Annotated in this window: 16 protein-coding genes; 3 read left to right on the top strand and 13 right to left on the bottom strand. The window is 33.1% G+C overall.

Translation table 11 applies throughout. The features are described 5' to 3' along the window. Window positions 1-7 precede the first annotated feature (7 nt). Complete coding sequence (locus CF599_RS15265; RefSeq protein ID WP_121966862.1) at window positions 8-2,536, bottom strand: BamA/TamA family outer membrane protein; 2,529 nt, start codon at window positions 2,534-2,536, stop codon at window positions 8-10. Window positions 2,537-2,614: 78 nt separating this feature from the next. Here CF599_RS15265 and CF599_RS15260 point away from each other — a divergent pair, with 78 nt between their 5' ends. Continuing rightward, window positions 2,615-3,349, top strand: coding sequence for an RNA methyltransferase (locus CF599_RS15260; RefSeq protein WP_121966861.1), 735 nt, complete (start codon window positions 2,615-2,617; stop codon window positions 3,347-3,349). Window positions 3,350-3,914: 565 nt separating this feature from the next. Here CF599_RS15260 and CF599_RS15255 read toward each other — a convergent pair. From CF599_RS15255 to CF599_RS15240, 4 genes are all read right to left on the bottom strand, one after another. Continuing rightward, window positions 3,915-4,712 (bottom strand): porin family protein, encoded by a 798-nt coding sequence (locus CF599_RS15255; RefSeq protein ID WP_121966860.1) that lies wholly within the window; start codon window positions 4,710-4,712, stop codon window positions 3,915-3,917. 1 nt (window position 4,713) lies between these two features. Next, a complete protein-coding gene (gene ubiE, locus CF599_RS15250; protein WP_121966859.1) occupies window positions 4,714-5,442 on the bottom strand; it encodes a bifunctional demethylmenaquinone methyltransferase/2-methoxy-6-polyprenyl-1,4-benzoquinol methylase UbiE in 729 nt (242 codons plus the stop codon). 213 nt (window positions 5,443-5,655) lie between these two features. Next, window positions 5,656-6,216 carry a GNAT family N-acetyltransferase gene (locus CF599_RS15245; RefSeq protein WP_121966858.1) on the bottom strand — a complete coding sequence of 187 codons (561 nt, stop codon included), beginning with the start codon at window positions 6,214-6,216 and terminating at the stop codon, window positions 5,656-5,658. 66 nt (window positions 6,217-6,282) lie between these two features. Then, window positions 6,283-7,731 carry a sodium:alanine symporter family protein gene (locus CF599_RS15240; RefSeq protein WP_121966857.1) on the bottom strand — a complete coding sequence of 483 codons (1,449 nt, stop codon included), beginning with the start codon at window positions 7,729-7,731 and terminating at the stop codon, window positions 6,283-6,285. Between the two features lie 343 nt (window positions 7,732-8,074). On the opposite strand from CF599_RS15240, the gene CF599_RS15235 reads away from it, so the two are divergent. Next, window positions 8,075-8,566 (top strand): DinB family protein, encoded by a 492-nt coding sequence (locus tag CF599_RS15235; protein WP_121966856.1) that lies wholly within the window; start codon window positions 8,075-8,077, stop codon window positions 8,564-8,566. A 50-nt stretch (window positions 8,567-8,616) separates the two neighbouring features. On the opposite strand, the gene CF599_RS15230 is transcribed toward CF599_RS15235, so the two are convergent. The 4 genes from CF599_RS15230 to CF599_RS15215 form a co-directional block, all read right to left on the bottom strand. Further along, window positions 8,617-9,144 carry an inorganic diphosphatase gene (locus CF599_RS15230; protein ID WP_121966855.1) on the bottom strand — a complete coding sequence of 176 codons (528 nt, stop codon included), beginning with the start codon at window positions 9,142-9,144 and terminating at the stop codon, window positions 8,617-8,619. An 83-nt stretch (window positions 9,145-9,227) separates the two neighbouring features. Continuing rightward, complete coding sequence (locus tag CF599_RS15225; protein ID WP_121966854.1) at window positions 9,228-11,717, bottom strand: DUF5686 and carboxypeptidase-like regulatory domain-containing protein; 2,490 nt, start codon at window positions 11,715-11,717, stop codon at window positions 9,228-9,230. Window positions 11,718-11,787: 70 nt separating this feature from the next. Then, a complete protein-coding gene (locus tag CF599_RS15220; RefSeq protein WP_121966853.1) occupies window positions 11,788-12,765 on the bottom strand; it encodes a pyruvate dehydrogenase complex E1 component subunit beta in 978 nt (325 codons plus the stop codon). A 290-nt stretch (window positions 12,766-13,055) separates the two neighbouring features. Continuing rightward, window positions 13,056-13,601 (bottom strand): GNAT family N-acetyltransferase, encoded by a 546-nt coding sequence (locus CF599_RS15215; protein WP_121966852.1) that lies wholly within the window; start codon window positions 13,599-13,601, stop codon window positions 13,056-13,058. Window positions 13,602-13,787: 186 nt separating this feature from the next. On the opposite strand from CF599_RS15215, the gene CF599_RS15210 reads away from it, so the two are divergent. Beyond that, window positions 13,788-14,609 carry an AraC family transcriptional regulator gene (locus CF599_RS15210; protein WP_254050328.1) on the top strand — a complete coding sequence of 274 codons (822 nt, stop codon included), beginning with the start codon at window positions 13,788-13,790 and terminating at the stop codon, window positions 14,607-14,609. Between the two features lie 5 nt (window positions 14,610-14,614). Here CF599_RS15210 and CF599_RS15205 read toward each other — a convergent pair whose 3' ends face one another. From CF599_RS15205 to CF599_RS15190, 4 genes are all read right to left on the bottom strand, one after another. Next, the gene (locus CF599_RS15205) at window positions 14,615-15,145 is read right to left on the bottom strand and encodes an SMI1/KNR4 family protein (protein ID WP_121966876.1); all 531 of its coding nucleotides are present in this window, start codon (window positions 15,143-15,145) and stop codon (window positions 14,615-14,617) included. Between the two features lie 141 nt (window positions 15,146-15,286). Next, entirely contained in the window at window positions 15,287-15,523 is a 237-nt protein-coding gene (locus tag CF599_RS15200; protein WP_121966850.1) for a hypothetical protein, read from the bottom strand. A 3-nt stretch (window positions 15,524-15,526) separates the two neighbouring features. Beyond that, window positions 15,527-15,817, bottom strand: a complete 291-nt coding sequence (locus CF599_RS15195; RefSeq protein ID WP_121966849.1) for a hypothetical protein — start codon at window positions 15,815-15,817, stop codon at window positions 15,527-15,529. A 37-nt stretch (window positions 15,818-15,854) separates the two neighbouring features. After that, window positions 15,855-16,220, bottom strand: a complete 366-nt coding sequence (locus tag CF599_RS15190; RefSeq protein WP_121966848.1) for a hypothetical protein — start codon at window positions 16,218-16,220, stop codon at window positions 15,855-15,857. Window positions 16,221-16,235: the final 15 nt, after the last annotated feature.

The raw sequence follows: 16,235 nt of genomic DNA, 5'->3' as shown, positions 1-16,235 counted from the left end.
ATTTGAATTAGAACGGATAATTAATACCAACGTTCATCACTGCTTCTTTGAAGTTAAACTCCTTGAACCATTTTTGACTCTTATCTTGTGAAGGATTATATGTTTTGAATCCCATATCTAATCTAAAAACAAAGAAACTGAAGTCATATCTAAGTCCTAGTCCTGATGCTACTGCTAAGTCTTTTAATGAAGAAACACCATTGAATGTATAATTATCATCTTTGATATCATCAAATACATTCCAAACATTAGAAGCATCAACAAATAATGCTCCATACCATTTTCCACCTAAGTTAAAACGATATTCTGAACTAAAAAACAGCTTCATATTCGCTTCGTTAAAGTCATTTATCCCGCCACTTCTTCCCGGACCTAATCTATATGATTGCCATCCACGGTTATCATTTGACCCTCCCGAGTAGTAACTTCTAGAGAATGGTATCGAACTTGAATTGCCATAAGGAATAGCTAATCCAGCGAATGCACGTATAGCGATTACTCTTTTCTTTCCTAAATCCCAGTATTTAACATAATCTACTTCTGTCTTTAGGTACTGTGAGAACTCCACATCCATTATAGTCTTTTTACCTGTAGGGCCTATTTTAGAACTTGTACTATTCATAAGTAAATTCATCAATCCTCCTGCTGATTCTACTTTAGCTTTTAATGTATAGAATTCATTATCAGTGATATTAGTACGCGTAGTATTAGTAAAGGTGATATTGCTTGCTATAATTAAGTTGTTCTCGGATAGACGAATACGACGTTCTTCGATACTGCTAATTTCCTTGTGGTCTTGTTGATTAATACCTAGTGGATTGGCAGGGTTTAAAGCATCTTTTATGAATAGATTACTTCCACCATTAGAGATTGTTAAGTCTCCATTTTCATCATAGTATTCTGTATTCACATCGTGATAATTCTTAGATATATCATTTAACCTCTTATAAGATGATTTGTATACACTAAAATAATTATTAGGATTGGTGTTTCTAATGTATTGTATATTAGCTAAATCTACACTAAAGTTGTTTCTTCTTGATGGTAACCAAGTGTAGTTAATGATAGCAGTGAAGCTGTTCTTATCTAAACCAATATTACGTTGTTTAGTATGACCTATACTCATTGATGTAGTTGGTAGCATACTCTTAGGTATCCAGCTTTCTGTACGTATTGGAAATAATAGTCTTGGGAAAGTAAGTTTTACATCTCCTCCGTATTCTGTCACATTAAAGAATACATCATTAGGATTACTCATTTGACGTGAAGACCCCATCGATCCTTTTAGGTTGATCTCTAGTATCTCTGCTCCCTTGAATACGTTTCGGAACAATAACCCTACACTTCCTCCAATTCCAAAATCTTGGATATTAGAATGAGACACATCTAAAGATGGATTAAACGTCATCTTCTTGCGTGAGGTAAGATAAATGTTACTGATTAGAGACTGGCCTGTACTATCTCTTTTATCTTCGATGTATTCTATCACTGGATAGTTAAACATACGTAGATTACTAATAGATCTAGATGTTAGTACACGTCTAAAATCACTAAAAGTACTATTCTTCGTTATGAAAATAGCATCAGTTAGAGCTTTAGGTTTATACTGTAACTTGGTAGAACTATAGATGTTAAAGTCATTATATTGGATGCTATCTAAAGCTATCTCTTTATTTTTAGAGCTGCTATCAGTGAAGATATTTACATCACTGATTTTATATATTTTAAAAGGAACTTGTATTAGTGTGTCTCCTGATTTGACAGTTCTAGGGTCTACTATAAGTTCTATATTAGCCTTATTCTTTTTATTTAGTACTGTATCTACTTCATATCGAATATTTAGTTCTTGGAAGTAATATGCTCCATTGTTTCTAAATTCTGTTGCAAGTCTTTTTCTTTCTTCTTCGAAGTTTTTTACATCAAAGACTGTATTCTCTTTGATTTTACTCTTAGATGAAGATGTTTTGTAAAGATCCTCTAACTCTTTTGTTGTGATATTAGTACTAATACTGTCTATTACATAAGGTTCACCTGTAGATACTTGGTATGTGTTTTTTACTTTTTTAATACCCGTTGTATCTAAGTGTGTAGTAATCTTTGTATCAAAGTATCCTTTGTTAAAATAGTAATTCTTAAGACGAGTAAGTGATTTATTAGTTCTTAGTGAATCATATAATACAGGTGCTTCTCCTGTTTTTAATAAGAAGTTATTAATACCAGATATAACGAATGATTCCCCTAAGCGATTTACTTGTTTCTTAGATAATATACTTGTTAGAGTCTTTTCTTTACCTGGATTATTCTTTAACCAAATGTGGTATAAAGAATCAGCATTAGGCTTAGCTAAGTTGTACAAATATAGACGAAGTCTCATATTCGTCATCGGAAAAGTACTGTTGGGGTGTTGGTATAGCTGCGCTATAACCTCTTCTTTAGAAGTTTTTTTACCATTTTCAAGAATGGTATTATCTATTAAAAGCGCTCGGTCATTCGGCACTTGCTCTGTTATAGAGCAAGAAAAAAAACTTATGCCCATTAATAGAATTAGTAGTATTTTTGGTAAAAATCTGCTCAAAGTAGTATAGTCAATTATCAGTCAAAAATACAGTTTTTTATGGTTACGAAAAACCAAATCAAATTAATTAAGAGTTTACATCAAAAAAAATATAGAAAAGAGCATCAACTTTTTATTGCAGAGGGTGTTAAAGTAATCAGTGAATTAGTAAAATCTTCTTTGGTTTTACAACATATCTATTGCACCGAAGAGCTTGATTTTGGTGTGCCAACTTCACAGCTTACATTAGTGAGTAATGACGATCTAAATAAGATGTCAGCTTTAAGTACTACCTCTAATTGCCTAGCCATATTTAAGTGTGCAAATGAGCAACAAGTAGATTATAGTGATCTGATAGTGGCACTAGATGATATTCGCGATCCAGGAAACTTAGGGACTATTATTAGACTATGTGATTGGTTTGGTATAAAAAATATTATATGTACTAACGAAACTGTGGATGTTTACAACCCCAAAGTAGTACAGGCGACGATGGGGTCTATCTCTAGAGTTAATATTGTCTATGGAGATTTACCTACGTTAATACTTGATGGAGGAGAAGTACCAGTATATGGTACATTTATGGATGGTGAGAATATCTATCAGAAGAATATAGTTAATCACGGTATCATAGTGATGGGAAATGAAGCGAACGGTATCTCTAAAGAGATCGAAGAATTAGTAACAGAGAAGATTGCTATACCACGTTATGGAAATTTACAACAAACAGAAAGTCTGAATGTAGCGATGGCTGCCTCTATAGTTTTGAGTGAATTTAGAAGACATAATTTTTAAAACTCACGTTAGCTAGATAATTTCTTTTTCAGAAGTACTAAAAAATGTGTTTATTCATTACAGTAGTTATCTGTGGTGAGTAAACACATTTTTTATTAGGAGGTATAGCGCTGATTAAGTCTTTATATATCTAAAATCTAGTGATTTTCTGACCAAAAAAATGGCAGTGGTCGCATAATGGTCGCATAGTGATCGCATAGTGGTCGCATAGTTTAGCTCTTTTTTGATGCGACCATTATGCTACCATACTGCTATCATTATTCCATCATTACTTCGGATTTGTAGTAGATATCAAGGTTAGGTGTCTATGCTTTTTGCTTTTAGGAGTTAAGATTTAAATGGATTCGTACTGAATCAGTGATGATTTAAAACGACTGTGCTATGAATTTCTATCTTGCGGTGTATGTTGAATTTAGAGCAGATTTATTGAGCGTTTCCTGCTCAGGAGGCTTACTTCAGCAAGAGACATGCACAGAATCCGTACAAATACCTCAATGTACTTAAACTAAAAAAGGGATATCTGATCAGATACCCCTTTTTTAGTTTATATGTATTTATATATTTCTTAGTGGAATGTGAAGTTGACGAATATACCTCTAGACTTCATAGATTCTATATTTCCTGTCCATGGACTATCAGTACTCTTATCTCTTATCAATTCATCATTGATTCCAAATACACCACGTATAGAAGGCGAGAATTTAAAGTACTCAAAGTAAAAGTCTACTCCGACACCGACTTCGTAGTTAGTTGTTAGTTTCTCTACTCTCCATATTCCTTCATAGTTATCACCATCAGCTTTATTATTAGCCCCTAAGTTTAAGTCTAGTGATACACCACCTACTACATAGGGTCTAATATTACCTGTTCTCAATGCTGAGAATTTTAAAAGTAAAGGAAAGTGCAAGTACGTTGCACTCGTAGATTTTATAGATGAACTATTTAATTCATATTGAGATGGATCAAGGTTCTCGTGCTTAGTAGCATAATAATCATAGATTAATGCTCTTGGAAACGATAGTTCACGTTTGGCATACGTTAGACCTGGTTCAAAACGCAAATCTAAATATTCCATTAAACGCAAGTTTCCGACAAGACCAACGCTAAAACCTATAGAAGACTTAACTTGTAGCTCAGTATAGTCATTTGGATATTTTTCTTTGAGCTCTTGTATCTTCTGATAATAAGCAGCGTCGTAATTGAATTTATAATTGTAAGAATTAAATCCTAGATAGTAGCCCCAATGCACACGTTGTTTGTCCCAATCTCTTTTATTAAGCAAAGGGTTCTTTCCAAATATCCATTGCCCATAAGAATGAGAGCTAGCGAATAGGATTATAATAAATACAATTAGTCTTTTCATATTATTTCGAAGATGAATAAATAGTAGCAATTCCCATTGTCTGAGGAAGATGCTTTACATCTTTAAACCCAACTTTTCTTAAAATATTGTTTAAAGCTTCTCCAAAAGGGAAATTTTTAGCAGAATCAGACAAATACTTATATGCTTTTTGGTCTTTAGAGAACAGTTTTCCCATAAATGGCATTACATTCTGTGTATAAAAGAAGTAACCTTGTTTAAATGGAAATTTAGTAGGAACAGATGTCTCTAATATAACAAAGATACCTCCTGGTTTAAGAACGCGTAATATTTCAGATAATCCTTTCTCTAAATTCTCAAAGTTTCTAATACCAAAACCTACTGTAATTGCATCAAAAGAGTTGTCTTCGAAAGGTAGGTTTTCTGAGTCACCTTGTACCATATCGATTCTATTCTCTAAGTTTAATGCTTTTATTTTTTGTTTTCCTACTTCTAACATCCCTGCAGATAAGTCAAGTCCTGTTATTTTAGGTGCGTCTGTCTTAGAAAGTAGAATAGCTAAATCTCCTGTACCTGTCGCAATGTCTAGTATAGTATTTGGTTTTTGTTCAGATACTAATTTCAATACTTTTCTTCTCCACCCTTGATCTGTACCAAAAGTAATCATTCTATTTAGGCTATCATAGTTACCCGAAATAGTATCAAACATTTGTTCTACTTGTTGCTTCTTACCTAATTCAGATCCTTCGTATGGAGTTATATTTTTTGACATTGTATTATATTTTGGACAAATATAATTATTAAAAGCCAATTGGTTACTTCCGATTATCGTCAAATTAGCGAATATCTGCTTTTTTAAAAGAGAATAGCATTTCAATGAATATGTGATTGGTTGTTATTAGTAGATATATGGCTTAAATAGTTAATAGTATTAGAGTGTTTTATAAATAAAAAATCCTGAGTAGCTATACTCAGGATTAATGTGTTATATATACATATGGTAGTAATCACCACCTACGAACTCTAGTTGTTCACCTTGTTTAAAACCTAAACGTGTGTATAACTTCATCGCATTAGGGTTTTCTAAGTCTACGATTAGACCTACTTGTTTATGTCCTTGTGATTTAGCATAGTCTACTGCGTATTTTAGTAAATGGCTACCGACACCTTTTCCTTGTACTATAGGAGATACAGCTACAGTATCTAAGTAGTATTCACCTCCTGCTGTTTCGGGCTCAGGGATCATATCATTATTATATTGTTGTCTTAGTACTTCTAAAACAGGTTCTCTAAGTGCGATATAATCATCTCCATTATACCCTGTTACAGAACCTACGATATCACCTTCTTCATCTATAGCTACGAATGTATTCTCATAACTATATAAATTATTAGGCTTTCTGAACATTATAGTTAGAAAGTTAATCGCTTCTTCTACATCTTCTTTTTGAATAAGAGTAAAAACGATATCTTCCATTGCTTGTAGCATTAATTCAGGAACTACATCGTAATCTTCTCTTTTAGCAGGTCTAATTGTATAGTGCATTTTTATTATTTTGAATTAGTACAAAGGTAAGAAAGATTAATAATACTCAGTGTTTTAAACTGATTCTTAGTTATGCTTGCGTCTTTCGTTTATCTTATCCCATTCTTCAGAAGCGTTTTCTATTCCTATTTTAGCTGGTTCGAACACAGGATCTTTACCTTCATTACGTTGTTTTACATAGTCTTTCAGTGCTAACATCGCTGGTTTTCTAAGGATAAGTATAGCGATAATATTGGTCCACGCCATAGCACCTACTCCTATATCTCCAATACCCCAAGCTATACTAGGTTCGCTTATCGAGGCGAAATATACTATTCCTAATATGATAATACGCATACCCCATCTTAGTATGATGTTTTTCTTTTTGCTTAAGTACTCGAAGTTTGATTCAGCGATGAATACATACGACATAGCAGTAGTGATAGCAAAGAATGTTAAGGCTATAGCTATGAATTGTGACGCGATTAAAGGGAAGTGTGATGCGACAGCTTTTACTGTATATGCTGCACCTGCTTCTACACCTGGCATATGCTCTACTATATAATTTCCTGAACCGTCAATTACGTTGTATGAGTTAGTGAATAAAATCATTAGGGCAGTAGCAGTACATACAAATAAAGTATCTACATATACTGAGAATGCTTGTACTAACCCTTGTTTTACAGGATGTGATGTCTCGGATGCAGCAGCTGCGTGTGGTGCTGTACCTTGTCCTGCTTCGTTAGAGTAGATACCTCTTTTTACTCCCCAAGCAATCGCTGCTCCAAATACTCCACTGAATGCTGATTCAAGATTAAATGCTGATCTAAAAATTAGAGCAAATACGCTTGGTATATCTTGGATGTGATATCCGATAATAATGATAGCCATAATGATATAAGCAGTAGCCATAAAGGGTACAACTATCTGAGCGATAAGTCCCATCTTTTTGGCACCTCCGAATACTGAAAACCCTAGAAATAGACATATAGCTATTCCACTCGCCCAAGTAGGTATAGAGAATGCGTGATTCATACTTACAGCGATACTGTTACTTTGTATACTTGGCAGAAATAACCCACAACTTATAAGCGTTACAATAGAGAAGAATAAAGCGAATGCTTTGTTCTTCATCCCTCGCTCGATATAGAATGCTGGACCTCCTACATATTGTCCATTTTTATCGACCTTATATATTTGTGCTAATGTTGATTCTATAAATGCTGATGCACTACCTAAGAATGCTATCGCCCACATCCAAAATATAGCTCCAGGTCCTCCAGCTGCGATAGCAGTTGCTACCCCTACGATATTTCCTACTCCTACACGCCCAGCTATTGCCATACTAAATGCCTGGAATGGGCTAACTCCTTTATCAGAGGAACCCTCAGTAAACAGTAGTTTTATCATATGTCCAAAGTATCTTATCTGGATAAACTTGGTTGTGATAGTAAAGTAAAGTCCTGCGCATAGACAGAGTGCAATAAAAATGTTAGACCAAATTAGGTTATTTACTTGTTTAATAATTTCTTCCATTGTGTGTTGTGTGCGTTTGTTTTATTTCCGTTGTTTAGTAGACCTTGTGCGAGTCTCTGTTGTTTAAGAGGTAAAAATTAAGTAAATTTTATGAATTACAATATGTTAAAGTTGTCTTTTTTTAAATTTAAAATGATTCTTTTTATTTTTTGTTGATAAAATGGGTTAATTGTTGAAAACTATTTAATTTTAGCGTTTTGAAGAGTTTAATGGAGGAATACTACTAGAAATATTAGCCTTTAGTGATAAGCGAGTTTTAATCATCCTGATTTTGATTATAGCAGTATATGTTAGTTTCCTTTTAAAACAGAATAGAGAAAATATGAATTCATAATAACAAGGTATGGCACACACAGATTACATTAAAAGAGCTGAGGGGTTTAAAGTAGAAGAGGCTTTATTAGAAAGAATTGCGGTTATAACTAATACTTTACAGAAAGTGACAGTAGAAGGTAAGTGGGATTATACTTATGCAGAAGGTAAGTGGACAGTCAAAGAGCTTGTGCAGCATCTTATAGATTGTGAACGTATTTTTAGTTATAGAGCATTACATATTGCCCGTCAAGACACAAGTGCTCTTAATGGCTTCGATGAGAATCAATATAATGATTATGCAAAAGAAGAACAGAAAGAACCAAGTGAGTTGGTAGAAGAGTATTTGTCATTAATGAGAAGTGTCTACTATGAATTTAAAGGATTTACAACTGAGACTCTCACTTTACAAAATCAAGTAGCACATTATGTGGTATCGGTAGAAGAGATAGGAAGATTAATGTATGGACATAGTCTTCATCATTTAGACGTTTTAAAAGAGAGATATCTTAATGAGGTCTAAAACAAAAATAGCCACTCATCGAGTGGCTATTTAAGGTAATATATATTTTACTAGTAACGAATACTGAATAATCCTTCAGCTTTGTTCTCTATGTTTTCAAAACGTTCAGTACATTCTTTGATTAATTTGATAGCAGCTGCTTTATCTCCGAAACCATTAGTAGTAACTGTTTTGTTTTCTAAGTCTTTGTAAGTTTTAAAGAAGTGTTCAACTTCTTTTTTGAAGTGTCCATTTACATCTTGAATGTCGTTTAATTCACTCATAATAGGATCTGATACTGGTACACATAAGATTTTTTCATCTTGACCTTTATCATCTGCCATGTAGAAAACACCTACTGGTTTAACCTCTACTACCAATCCTGGAAGAGAAGGTTCAGTGAACATCACAAGTACATCTAGTGGATCTCCGTCTAAAGCTAATGTTTCTGGAATAAATCCATAATCAGCTGGATATCTCATATTTGAATATAAAAGACGGTCAAAACGCAATCTTTTTAAATCAAAGTCATACTCATATTTGTTTCTGCTACCTGCTGGAATCTCAACAAATGCATCAAAAGTTTCGAATGTATTCATGTTTTTTTATTTAAATCTAAATTCTAAAAATCGAGTGCAAAAGTACTCTAATTACTTGTTTATTACAAGTTTTACATTAATTATTAGAAATAAATTCCGAATGAACCTCTAATTGCAAATCTTCTAGCGTCAGGCATATCTAAGTAGTTTCCTCTCCAACTTAAGTCTAATCTGAATATTTTGAAGATGTTTCCAACGCCGACATAGTATTCATAATATACATCTGTTGGTGCTTTATAAATAACATCAGAAGCATTTAGATTAATATTCTCTTGAGATATTTTCCCATAGATACCACGTACACCTACTATCTCACGTAGATTAAAGTCTCTTAGCCATGGTATTCTTGAGAATAGACGCCCTCCGAAGTTGTGCTCTAAGTGTAGTGAGGCATATTGATCAGTTACGAACTCATAATAATTTAAGTTTGCAAAGGTATTCTCAATATTAAACCAAGATTGGTTACCAGGTACAACACTTAGTAATCCTAGAGGAACTTCTCCGAAAGTTTTACCCACTTCGAAAGTTGGTGTCAATGTACCAAAACCACCTAATAATAAAGGTTTTCGTGCATAGAACTGTAGCTTTTGATATTCAAAGTCACTATCTATTACTCCTTTAAATCCTTGTGTATACTTTAAGAACATACGTAGATATTTTTTGTCTACATCAGTTCTATCTACTCCATATCCGATTGTTTTTCTTTTAGGTGTATATTCTGCAGTCAGATTAAACTCAGATTGCTTAGTCTCGTTAGCGATAATGTTATTCTCTTTATCTAAATAGTAATCTAGGTTAAATAAATCTGAAGCAGAACGCAATGTTCGGTAGTTAAAGGCTGTACTAAACTTTAAGTTCTTTACAGGTTCTATCTCTAGTCCTACAGTAGATAGGTTGATTTTTGTCAATTTTGTATTATCTCCGCTAGCGAATAATGAGTTAGAGGCAAAGCTTCGCCCTAATACATCATTAGTCTCTGTTAAACTAACGCCTATCTGTTCTATGTCTCTACGATTACCTCCGAATAAGATTAAACGACTATCATTGTGTAGAAGTACTTTTGCACTAATACCATATTTGAATTGACTGTCTTTAAATCCATATGCACCATAGCCTTCTAATCTCCATTTATCATTAGGACCAAAATAGGTTCTACCTCCAGCACGAAGACGAAGTCCTTCAATGTCATTATATCCAAAAGTAGAGAAGATAGGACCATAGTCAAATTTATATTTATCTATATTATAATAGTTACTTGCAACAGTAGAAGATAAATCAAATAAGAATTTAAACTTCGGTACTGTTTTCAATGTATCTAACATTTTATAGATACCTAGTTCATCTTTACTTAATGACTCAAAGCGATAGCTCTTCCAGAAGTCATCATCTCTTTTGTAAATACCCTCATCATATACATTCACATTCTTCTGATAAAATTCATCAGGATGCTCTATATCAAATTTGTGATGCTTATTTATTGTAGTACGTTTTCCATATACACCTTTAGACTTTTCTCTTTTCGAAAGGGCAAAGTCAGACATAAAGTGATCTTTAGTTAATAAGAATACAGAATCATTTAGTACATCAAATTCTTGCTCGATATAGATTTCTTTTACCCAGTTTATGTTAGCATCTTTACTTGCTTCCATACTGATTTTCTTAATAGCAAATGTAGAGTCGTTTACCCAAAAGTCTCCCTTGAAAGTTAATTCGCCTTTACGTCTAGGATAGTATACGATATTAAAACACCATTTATCATCGATGTACGCACTGTCTGCTAATACATAGTTATAGACATTAATACCTGTGCGAGATAGTGGACTTACGAAGTCTTTGTCAAATATCTTGATATAGTTATTGTAGATGTTATATTCAGCATATAGATCTTTAACGAACTCAATAATATGTTGGTTCGTGTCAAAACCAGAGTTTTTATTCCCTAATGTTTTTTCGATCTTTCTACTATTTTGATTATCACCATATACCTGCCCTATATTTTCATTGATAAATATTGGAAGATAAGTCTTACCCGTGATGCGATTAGTGTCTACCTGTTGGAAGATAAACTCCATTCCTTTAAATAGTTTTTTCTTTTGATAAGCACTATCAATACTGTTTAAGTCAAACTCGACTTTTTCGTATTTATCATACTCATATTGGGCGAACATATACAAACCATTCTTGCGTTTGCGTTCCCATATTTTACGAAGAATATCTAAAGCAGGATTGTTTTTTTTAGATGTTTTACCAGCATAGATCTTTACTTCATCTAGGGTGTTATCATCTTCTAAGACTACTTTTAAGTCTAGGTTAGATCTACCAGAAAGTGGTATTTCGAGTGTCTTGTATCCTACAAAAGAGACAATAAGAATATCATAAGTTTTAGCTGATTCTAAGTAAAACTTACCATACTCATTAGCAATTACTCCATCTGTAGAGTTTTTGAAGTAAACGCTAGCAAAAGGGACATCTTGATTGTTTTGATCAATTATTTTTCCACTTACTTTAGTTTGTCCCCAACTAAACACAGTAACGAATAAGAATAATAATAGAAACTTAACTTTATTTTTCATAGCAAAGTAGTGTTCATAAAAAAAGACTCCATCTTATATAAGATGGAGTCTTTCAAATATACGTATATTTTTACTTATAAAGTACTTTTTTTACAGCTTTCACTACGTCGTTAGCGTTTGGTAGCCACTCTTGTAGTAATACTGGAGAATACGGAGCTGGTGTATCAGCAGTCGTGATTCTTTGGATAGGAGCATCTAAGTGATCAAAAGCTTGGTCTTGTACAAAGTAAGTAATTTCCGAAGAAATACTTCCAAATGGCCAAGCCTCTTCTAAGATAACTAAACGGTTAGTTTTCTTAACAGATTTAAGAATTGTCTCTTGATCTAATGGACGTACAGTACGTAAGTCGATTACTTCACATGAAATCCCTTCTTGTGCTAATTCATCAGCAGCTTTGTAAGCTTCTTTTATAATTTTACCGAATGATACGATAGTTACATCTGTACCTTCTCTTTTAATATCAGCTACACCTAATGGGATAGTGTATTCACCTTCTGGTACTTCACCTTTATCACCATACATTTGCTCAGATTCCATGAAGATAACTGGGTCATTATCACGGATAGCAGCTTTTAATAATCCTTTACAGTCATATACGTTAGAAGGAACTACTACTTTTAATCCAGGTACGTTAGCGAACCAGTTTTCAAAAGCTTGTGAGTGTGTTGCACCTAATTGACCAGCAGAAGCTGTAGGACCACGGAATACGATAGGAATATTAAATTGACCACCAGACATCTGACGCATCTTAGCAGCATTGTTTATAATTTGGTCGATTCCTACTAAAGAGAAGTTGAAAGTCATAAATTCAACGATAGGACGGTTACCATTCATTGCAGAACCAACTGCAATACCTGCAAATCCTAACTCTGCAATCGGAGCATCTATAACACGTTTAGGACCGAATTCGTCCAACATACCTTTAGAAGCTTTATAAGCACCATTGTATTCAGCTACTTCTTCACCTATTAAATATATTGATTCGTCGTGACGCATTTCTTCGCTCATCGCTTCACACACGGCCTCTCTAAATTGAATCGTTCTCATAATTTTCTATTTTGTGTAATTAATTTACGAAAGCAAAAATAGGAAAAAATATTGTTATGTATAGTATCCCTTTAATTGTTTTATAGGTTTTAATAGGCACTTTTACTTTTTATTACATTTTTTATATTTGAGACCATTAGTAAATTATAATTATTTAAGAAGATGATGTTTTGATTGAAAGGGTAGTAGTTTTTTTAGCTTTTAGATATACCGGTATTTATACTTAAATGAATTTACTTCTGTAGTATAAAGAAAATCTCCTTTCAATTATTTTAGAAAGGAGATGACTCTTACTTCTGAGACTGTAACCAGTCTTCATATTTTAATCTTGTAATAACTTCGATTCGATCGTCTTTAAAATATTTGTCATATCTGTTCTCTGATTTATAAGCGAATGTAAAGCCACATTTAGATTGTGCACGTAATGATTTTGTGTTTTCTTCATAAAATCCACACCATAAGTCTGTCATTTTTAGATCTACGAATGCGTGTTTAATTAATGTAGTCAGCGCTTCTGGGATATATCCCTTGCCCCAATGTGGCACTCCTATCCAATAGGCAACTTCTGCCTCTAGTTCTGAAATGTCAAAATTACTGTTCTCACCAATTAGTAACCCAATGCATCCGATGGCTTCGTTTGTGCCTTTTAATGCAACAGCATATACTTCAGGATGTGCAAATTCATTTTTGATTACTTTTCTACTTTCTTCTACACTTTTATGTGCTGGCCATCCTGCTGGAGGACCTACATTTTCGTCTTTTGCGTATAGATATAGGCTATCTGCATCTGATTCTTCCCAAGGACGTAATATCAGTCTTTCTGTCTCTAGTCTCATTTTCTTCTAATTTGGTGTACTTCTTTCTTTGTTCTCTAAAGTACTTGTTATTTACTGAAGCAAAAGTAGAGTAGATTGTCAGGGTAGGTTGTATGATTATTTTAGATAAAAATGTAATTTTGAAAACTATTATGATGTATTGTATCTTTTCCTACTGGTTAAAGTGTAATTATAAAAAGTATTGTTATGGATTTAGATGAATGTGTTTCTTTTGATTTTGGACTAAAGTGTGGTTATATGAATAAGGAGATGTTAACTGATTATCCTTTGGCTTTACCCTATTTGGCACTGTTCTATGTTGAAGTTGGTACAGCTGTTGTAAGTATTGATTTCAAGGAATATACTCTTCACAAGGGGAACTTTATAGTTGTAGGAGAAGATAATATAGTTTCTTTTAAAGATGTTTCAGTTGATTTAAATATTTACAGTTATTTGATTCAACGTGATTATGCTAGTGAAATTGCATATATCTTGCCAAATGAGCTTTTTGGTTATTTACATTATTATCCAGTACTGTATTTGAATGATGAGACTATCACGAATTATGAATTATGGAAATCACTTACTCTATATATAATGACTTCCACTAGTCTTCATACTAAGAGGATCATTTGTAATCAACTTCAGAGTTTATTTTTGCTCTTGTCAGAACGTGTGAATTACGAGGAATTAGTTCTTGAAAAACATTATAGTAGACAAGAAGAATTATGCTGGAAGTTTTGGGATCTCATCACACATAATGCCAAGACACATCGGGATGTTGCATTCTACGCTGATAAACTATGTGTTAGCCCTTATTATCTATCTCAAATCACACAACAATTTCTTAGCTATAGTCCTAAGGAATTAATCAACCGACAAGTCATTCTTGAGATTAAACACTATCTAAGTAATACTGATTTAAATATTAGCCAAATAGCAGAGCAACTAAACTTCCAAGATCCATCTTATATGGGGCGCTTCTTTAAACGGGAGACAGGAAAGAATCCATTACAGTTTAGGAGGTAGATATGTTAGATGATTTTTCTTAAACATCTAAATGTAGAAGGAAGTGCCTCCTTAGCAAAAGGAGGTATAGGCATCGGACTAGTTAGTTTATCTATTACTTCATATAGGGAGCTTCCTAGATGTATAAATCCTGTGCCTCTAAAATCTGTTATATAAATATCATATTCATTGTTAGTAAATGATTCAATATCCCAAAATAAGTAGTATCCGTTCTCACTCATACTAAAAGGTACAAGGCGTTTTAGTATTTCAATAGTGGCATCAGGCTTAAGATCAAACCAGATATCATTATTAATGACATCGTTATAATAAGTGGATTTGATAAAATTACTTCTAAGATTCCATGAGTCACCATAATTATCCATAGGGATATAGATGATGAATTGCCCCGCTGTTAAGCCATATCCATACTTATGGACAAAATCTTTGTATGATGTAGGAAATGGTTGACCATTCTCAAAACGAAATCTTTCTAATTCATTAAGATTTCCAAATTCAGTAGGTGTACTTTCTAGGGTTAGGTTAAATTTATTCAATTTTTGAGGCGTATTAAGGTTAGCTATTATTATCTTGTTGTTCTTGCCAATTTTCAAAACCACTGATTAGATTACTTCTTATCTCAATGTTAGGGCAACTGTTTATGAGTTTTAAGTAATCTTCTATATCCTGTAAGTTGTTTAAGGGGACGGTTTTATTTTGGAGAAAATCTCCCATTGTACATTATAGAATTTATCTAGTGGAATAATATCTAATAAACTATATGCTGATTTTAAGGATATCGACTCAGTTAACTTGTCAAGTAGGTTAGTGTATCGTCTGACAATATCCATTACATCTGTATTATCCACATCTAAATCTTGATTAGGACATCTGCCTAAAGCTAGTAGTGAGTTTAGTATTATAGTTGTTTCCATCAATTATTTATCTATTATAATGCACTTCCCAATCACAACACGACCTTCCATAAAGTCAAAAGTATATCCATCTTGTAAAACATTATGGGGTGCTTCTCCTATAGGGAAGTAAACTTCATCAGCGATTACCTCGAATGGATCTGTAATAGTATGTGTGTCAATTCTTAAAGCTATACTCCAACTGCCTAGCTCTCCTAAATAAAGTTGTGTATAAAGAAGTTCTGCATTAGGAGGTGTTCTGTCCTTTTGTTCAAAGTAAAGCTTATCCCATAAAATCAAACAGCTTTTATTCATAAAGTATTTTTGGTTTTGAAATTAAATAGGTTGTTTTTTATATTTTAGGTAGTTTTAATTGAATTTTGTGGTTTTTATACATGGAAATATAGATGTCATCTAAAGCATTTTCGGCGGTTCCAGCTAGATTACTATTGTTGTTTTTTAAGTCTTGTAGGAAAGGAACAATAAGTTCCAATTCAAGTTTTTTATACATTCTAGCGATATGACCTATACAAGTGATGGCTAAATTAGATAAATCAAGGTCAGAATCACTTGAAAGTTTTAAACAAATATCCTGTAACCATTTCCAATCATCAGAACTATGCACTACCTCAAGTAACTTATGGATTCTTGTATCTATGTCTATTTGTTTATCAAAGAGTATTTCTGATGAGTCTTGCTTGTATTTATCATTTTCCATTTTATAACTATTGGT

Source organism: Myroides sp. N17-2, from assembly GCF_002286775.1.
Taxonomy (GTDB): domain Bacteria; phylum Bacteroidota; class Bacteroidia; order Flavobacteriales; family Flavobacteriaceae; genus Flavobacterium.
The sequence above is the reverse complement of the archived record's forward strand: the minus strand, read 5'-3'. Positions and strand labels throughout refer to the sequence as shown.

Bases quoted from the DNA above. Each gene is read 5' to 3' on its own strand.
- CF599_RS15265 (WP_121966862.1), bottom strand. From the start codon at position 2,536: ATGGGCATAAGTTTTTTTTCTTGCTCTATAACAGAGCAAGTGCCGAAT.
- CF599_RS15260 (WP_121966861.1), top strand. From the start codon at position 2,615: ATGGTTACGAAAAACCAAATCAAATTAATTAAGAGTTTACATCAAAAA.
- CF599_RS15255 (WP_121966860.1), bottom strand. From the start codon at position 4,712: ATGAAAAGACTAATTGTATTTATTATAATCCTATTCGCTAGCTCTCAT.
- ubiE (WP_121966859.1), bottom strand. From the start codon at position 5,442: ATGTCAAAAAATATAACTCCATACGAAGGATCTGAATTAGGTAAGAAG.
- CF599_RS15245 (WP_121966858.1), bottom strand. From the start codon at position 6,216: ATGCACTATACAATTAGACCTGCTAAAAGAGAAGATTACGATGTAGTT.
- CF599_RS15240 (WP_121966857.1), bottom strand. From the start codon at position 7,731: ATGGAAGAAATTATTAAACAAGTAAATAACCTAATTTGGTCTAACATT.
- CF599_RS15235 (WP_121966856.1), top strand. From the start codon at position 8,075: ATGGCACACACAGATTACATTAAAAGAGCTGAGGGGTTTAAAGTAGAA.
- CF599_RS15230 (WP_121966855.1), bottom strand. From the start codon at position 9,144: ATGAATACATTCGAAACTTTTGATGCATTTGTTGAGATTCCAGCAGGT.
- CF599_RS15225 (WP_121966854.1), bottom strand. From the start codon at position 11,717: ATGAAAAATAAAGTTAAGTTTCTATTATTATTCTTATTCGTTACTGTG.
- CF599_RS15220 (WP_121966853.1), bottom strand. From the start codon at position 12,765: ATGAGAACGATTCAATTTAGAGAGGCCGTGTGTGAAGCGATGAGCGAA.
- CF599_RS15215 (WP_121966852.1), bottom strand. From the start codon at position 13,601: ATGAGACTAGAGACAGAAAGACTGATATTACGTCCTTGGGAAGAATCA.
- CF599_RS15210 (WP_254050328.1), top strand. From the start codon at position 13,788: ATGGATTTAGATGAATGTGTTTCTTTTGATTTTGGACTAAAGTGTGGT.
- CF599_RS15200 (WP_121966850.1), bottom strand. From the start codon at position 15,523: ATGGAAACAACTATAATACTAAACTCACTACTAGCTTTAGGCAGATGT.
- CF599_RS15195 (WP_121966849.1), bottom strand. From the start codon at position 15,817: ATGAATAAAAGCTGTTTGATTTTATGGGATAAGCTTTACTTTGAACAA.
- CF599_RS15190 (WP_121966848.1), bottom strand. From the start codon at position 16,220: ATGGAAAATGATAAATACAAGCAAGACTCATCAGAAATACTCTTTGAT.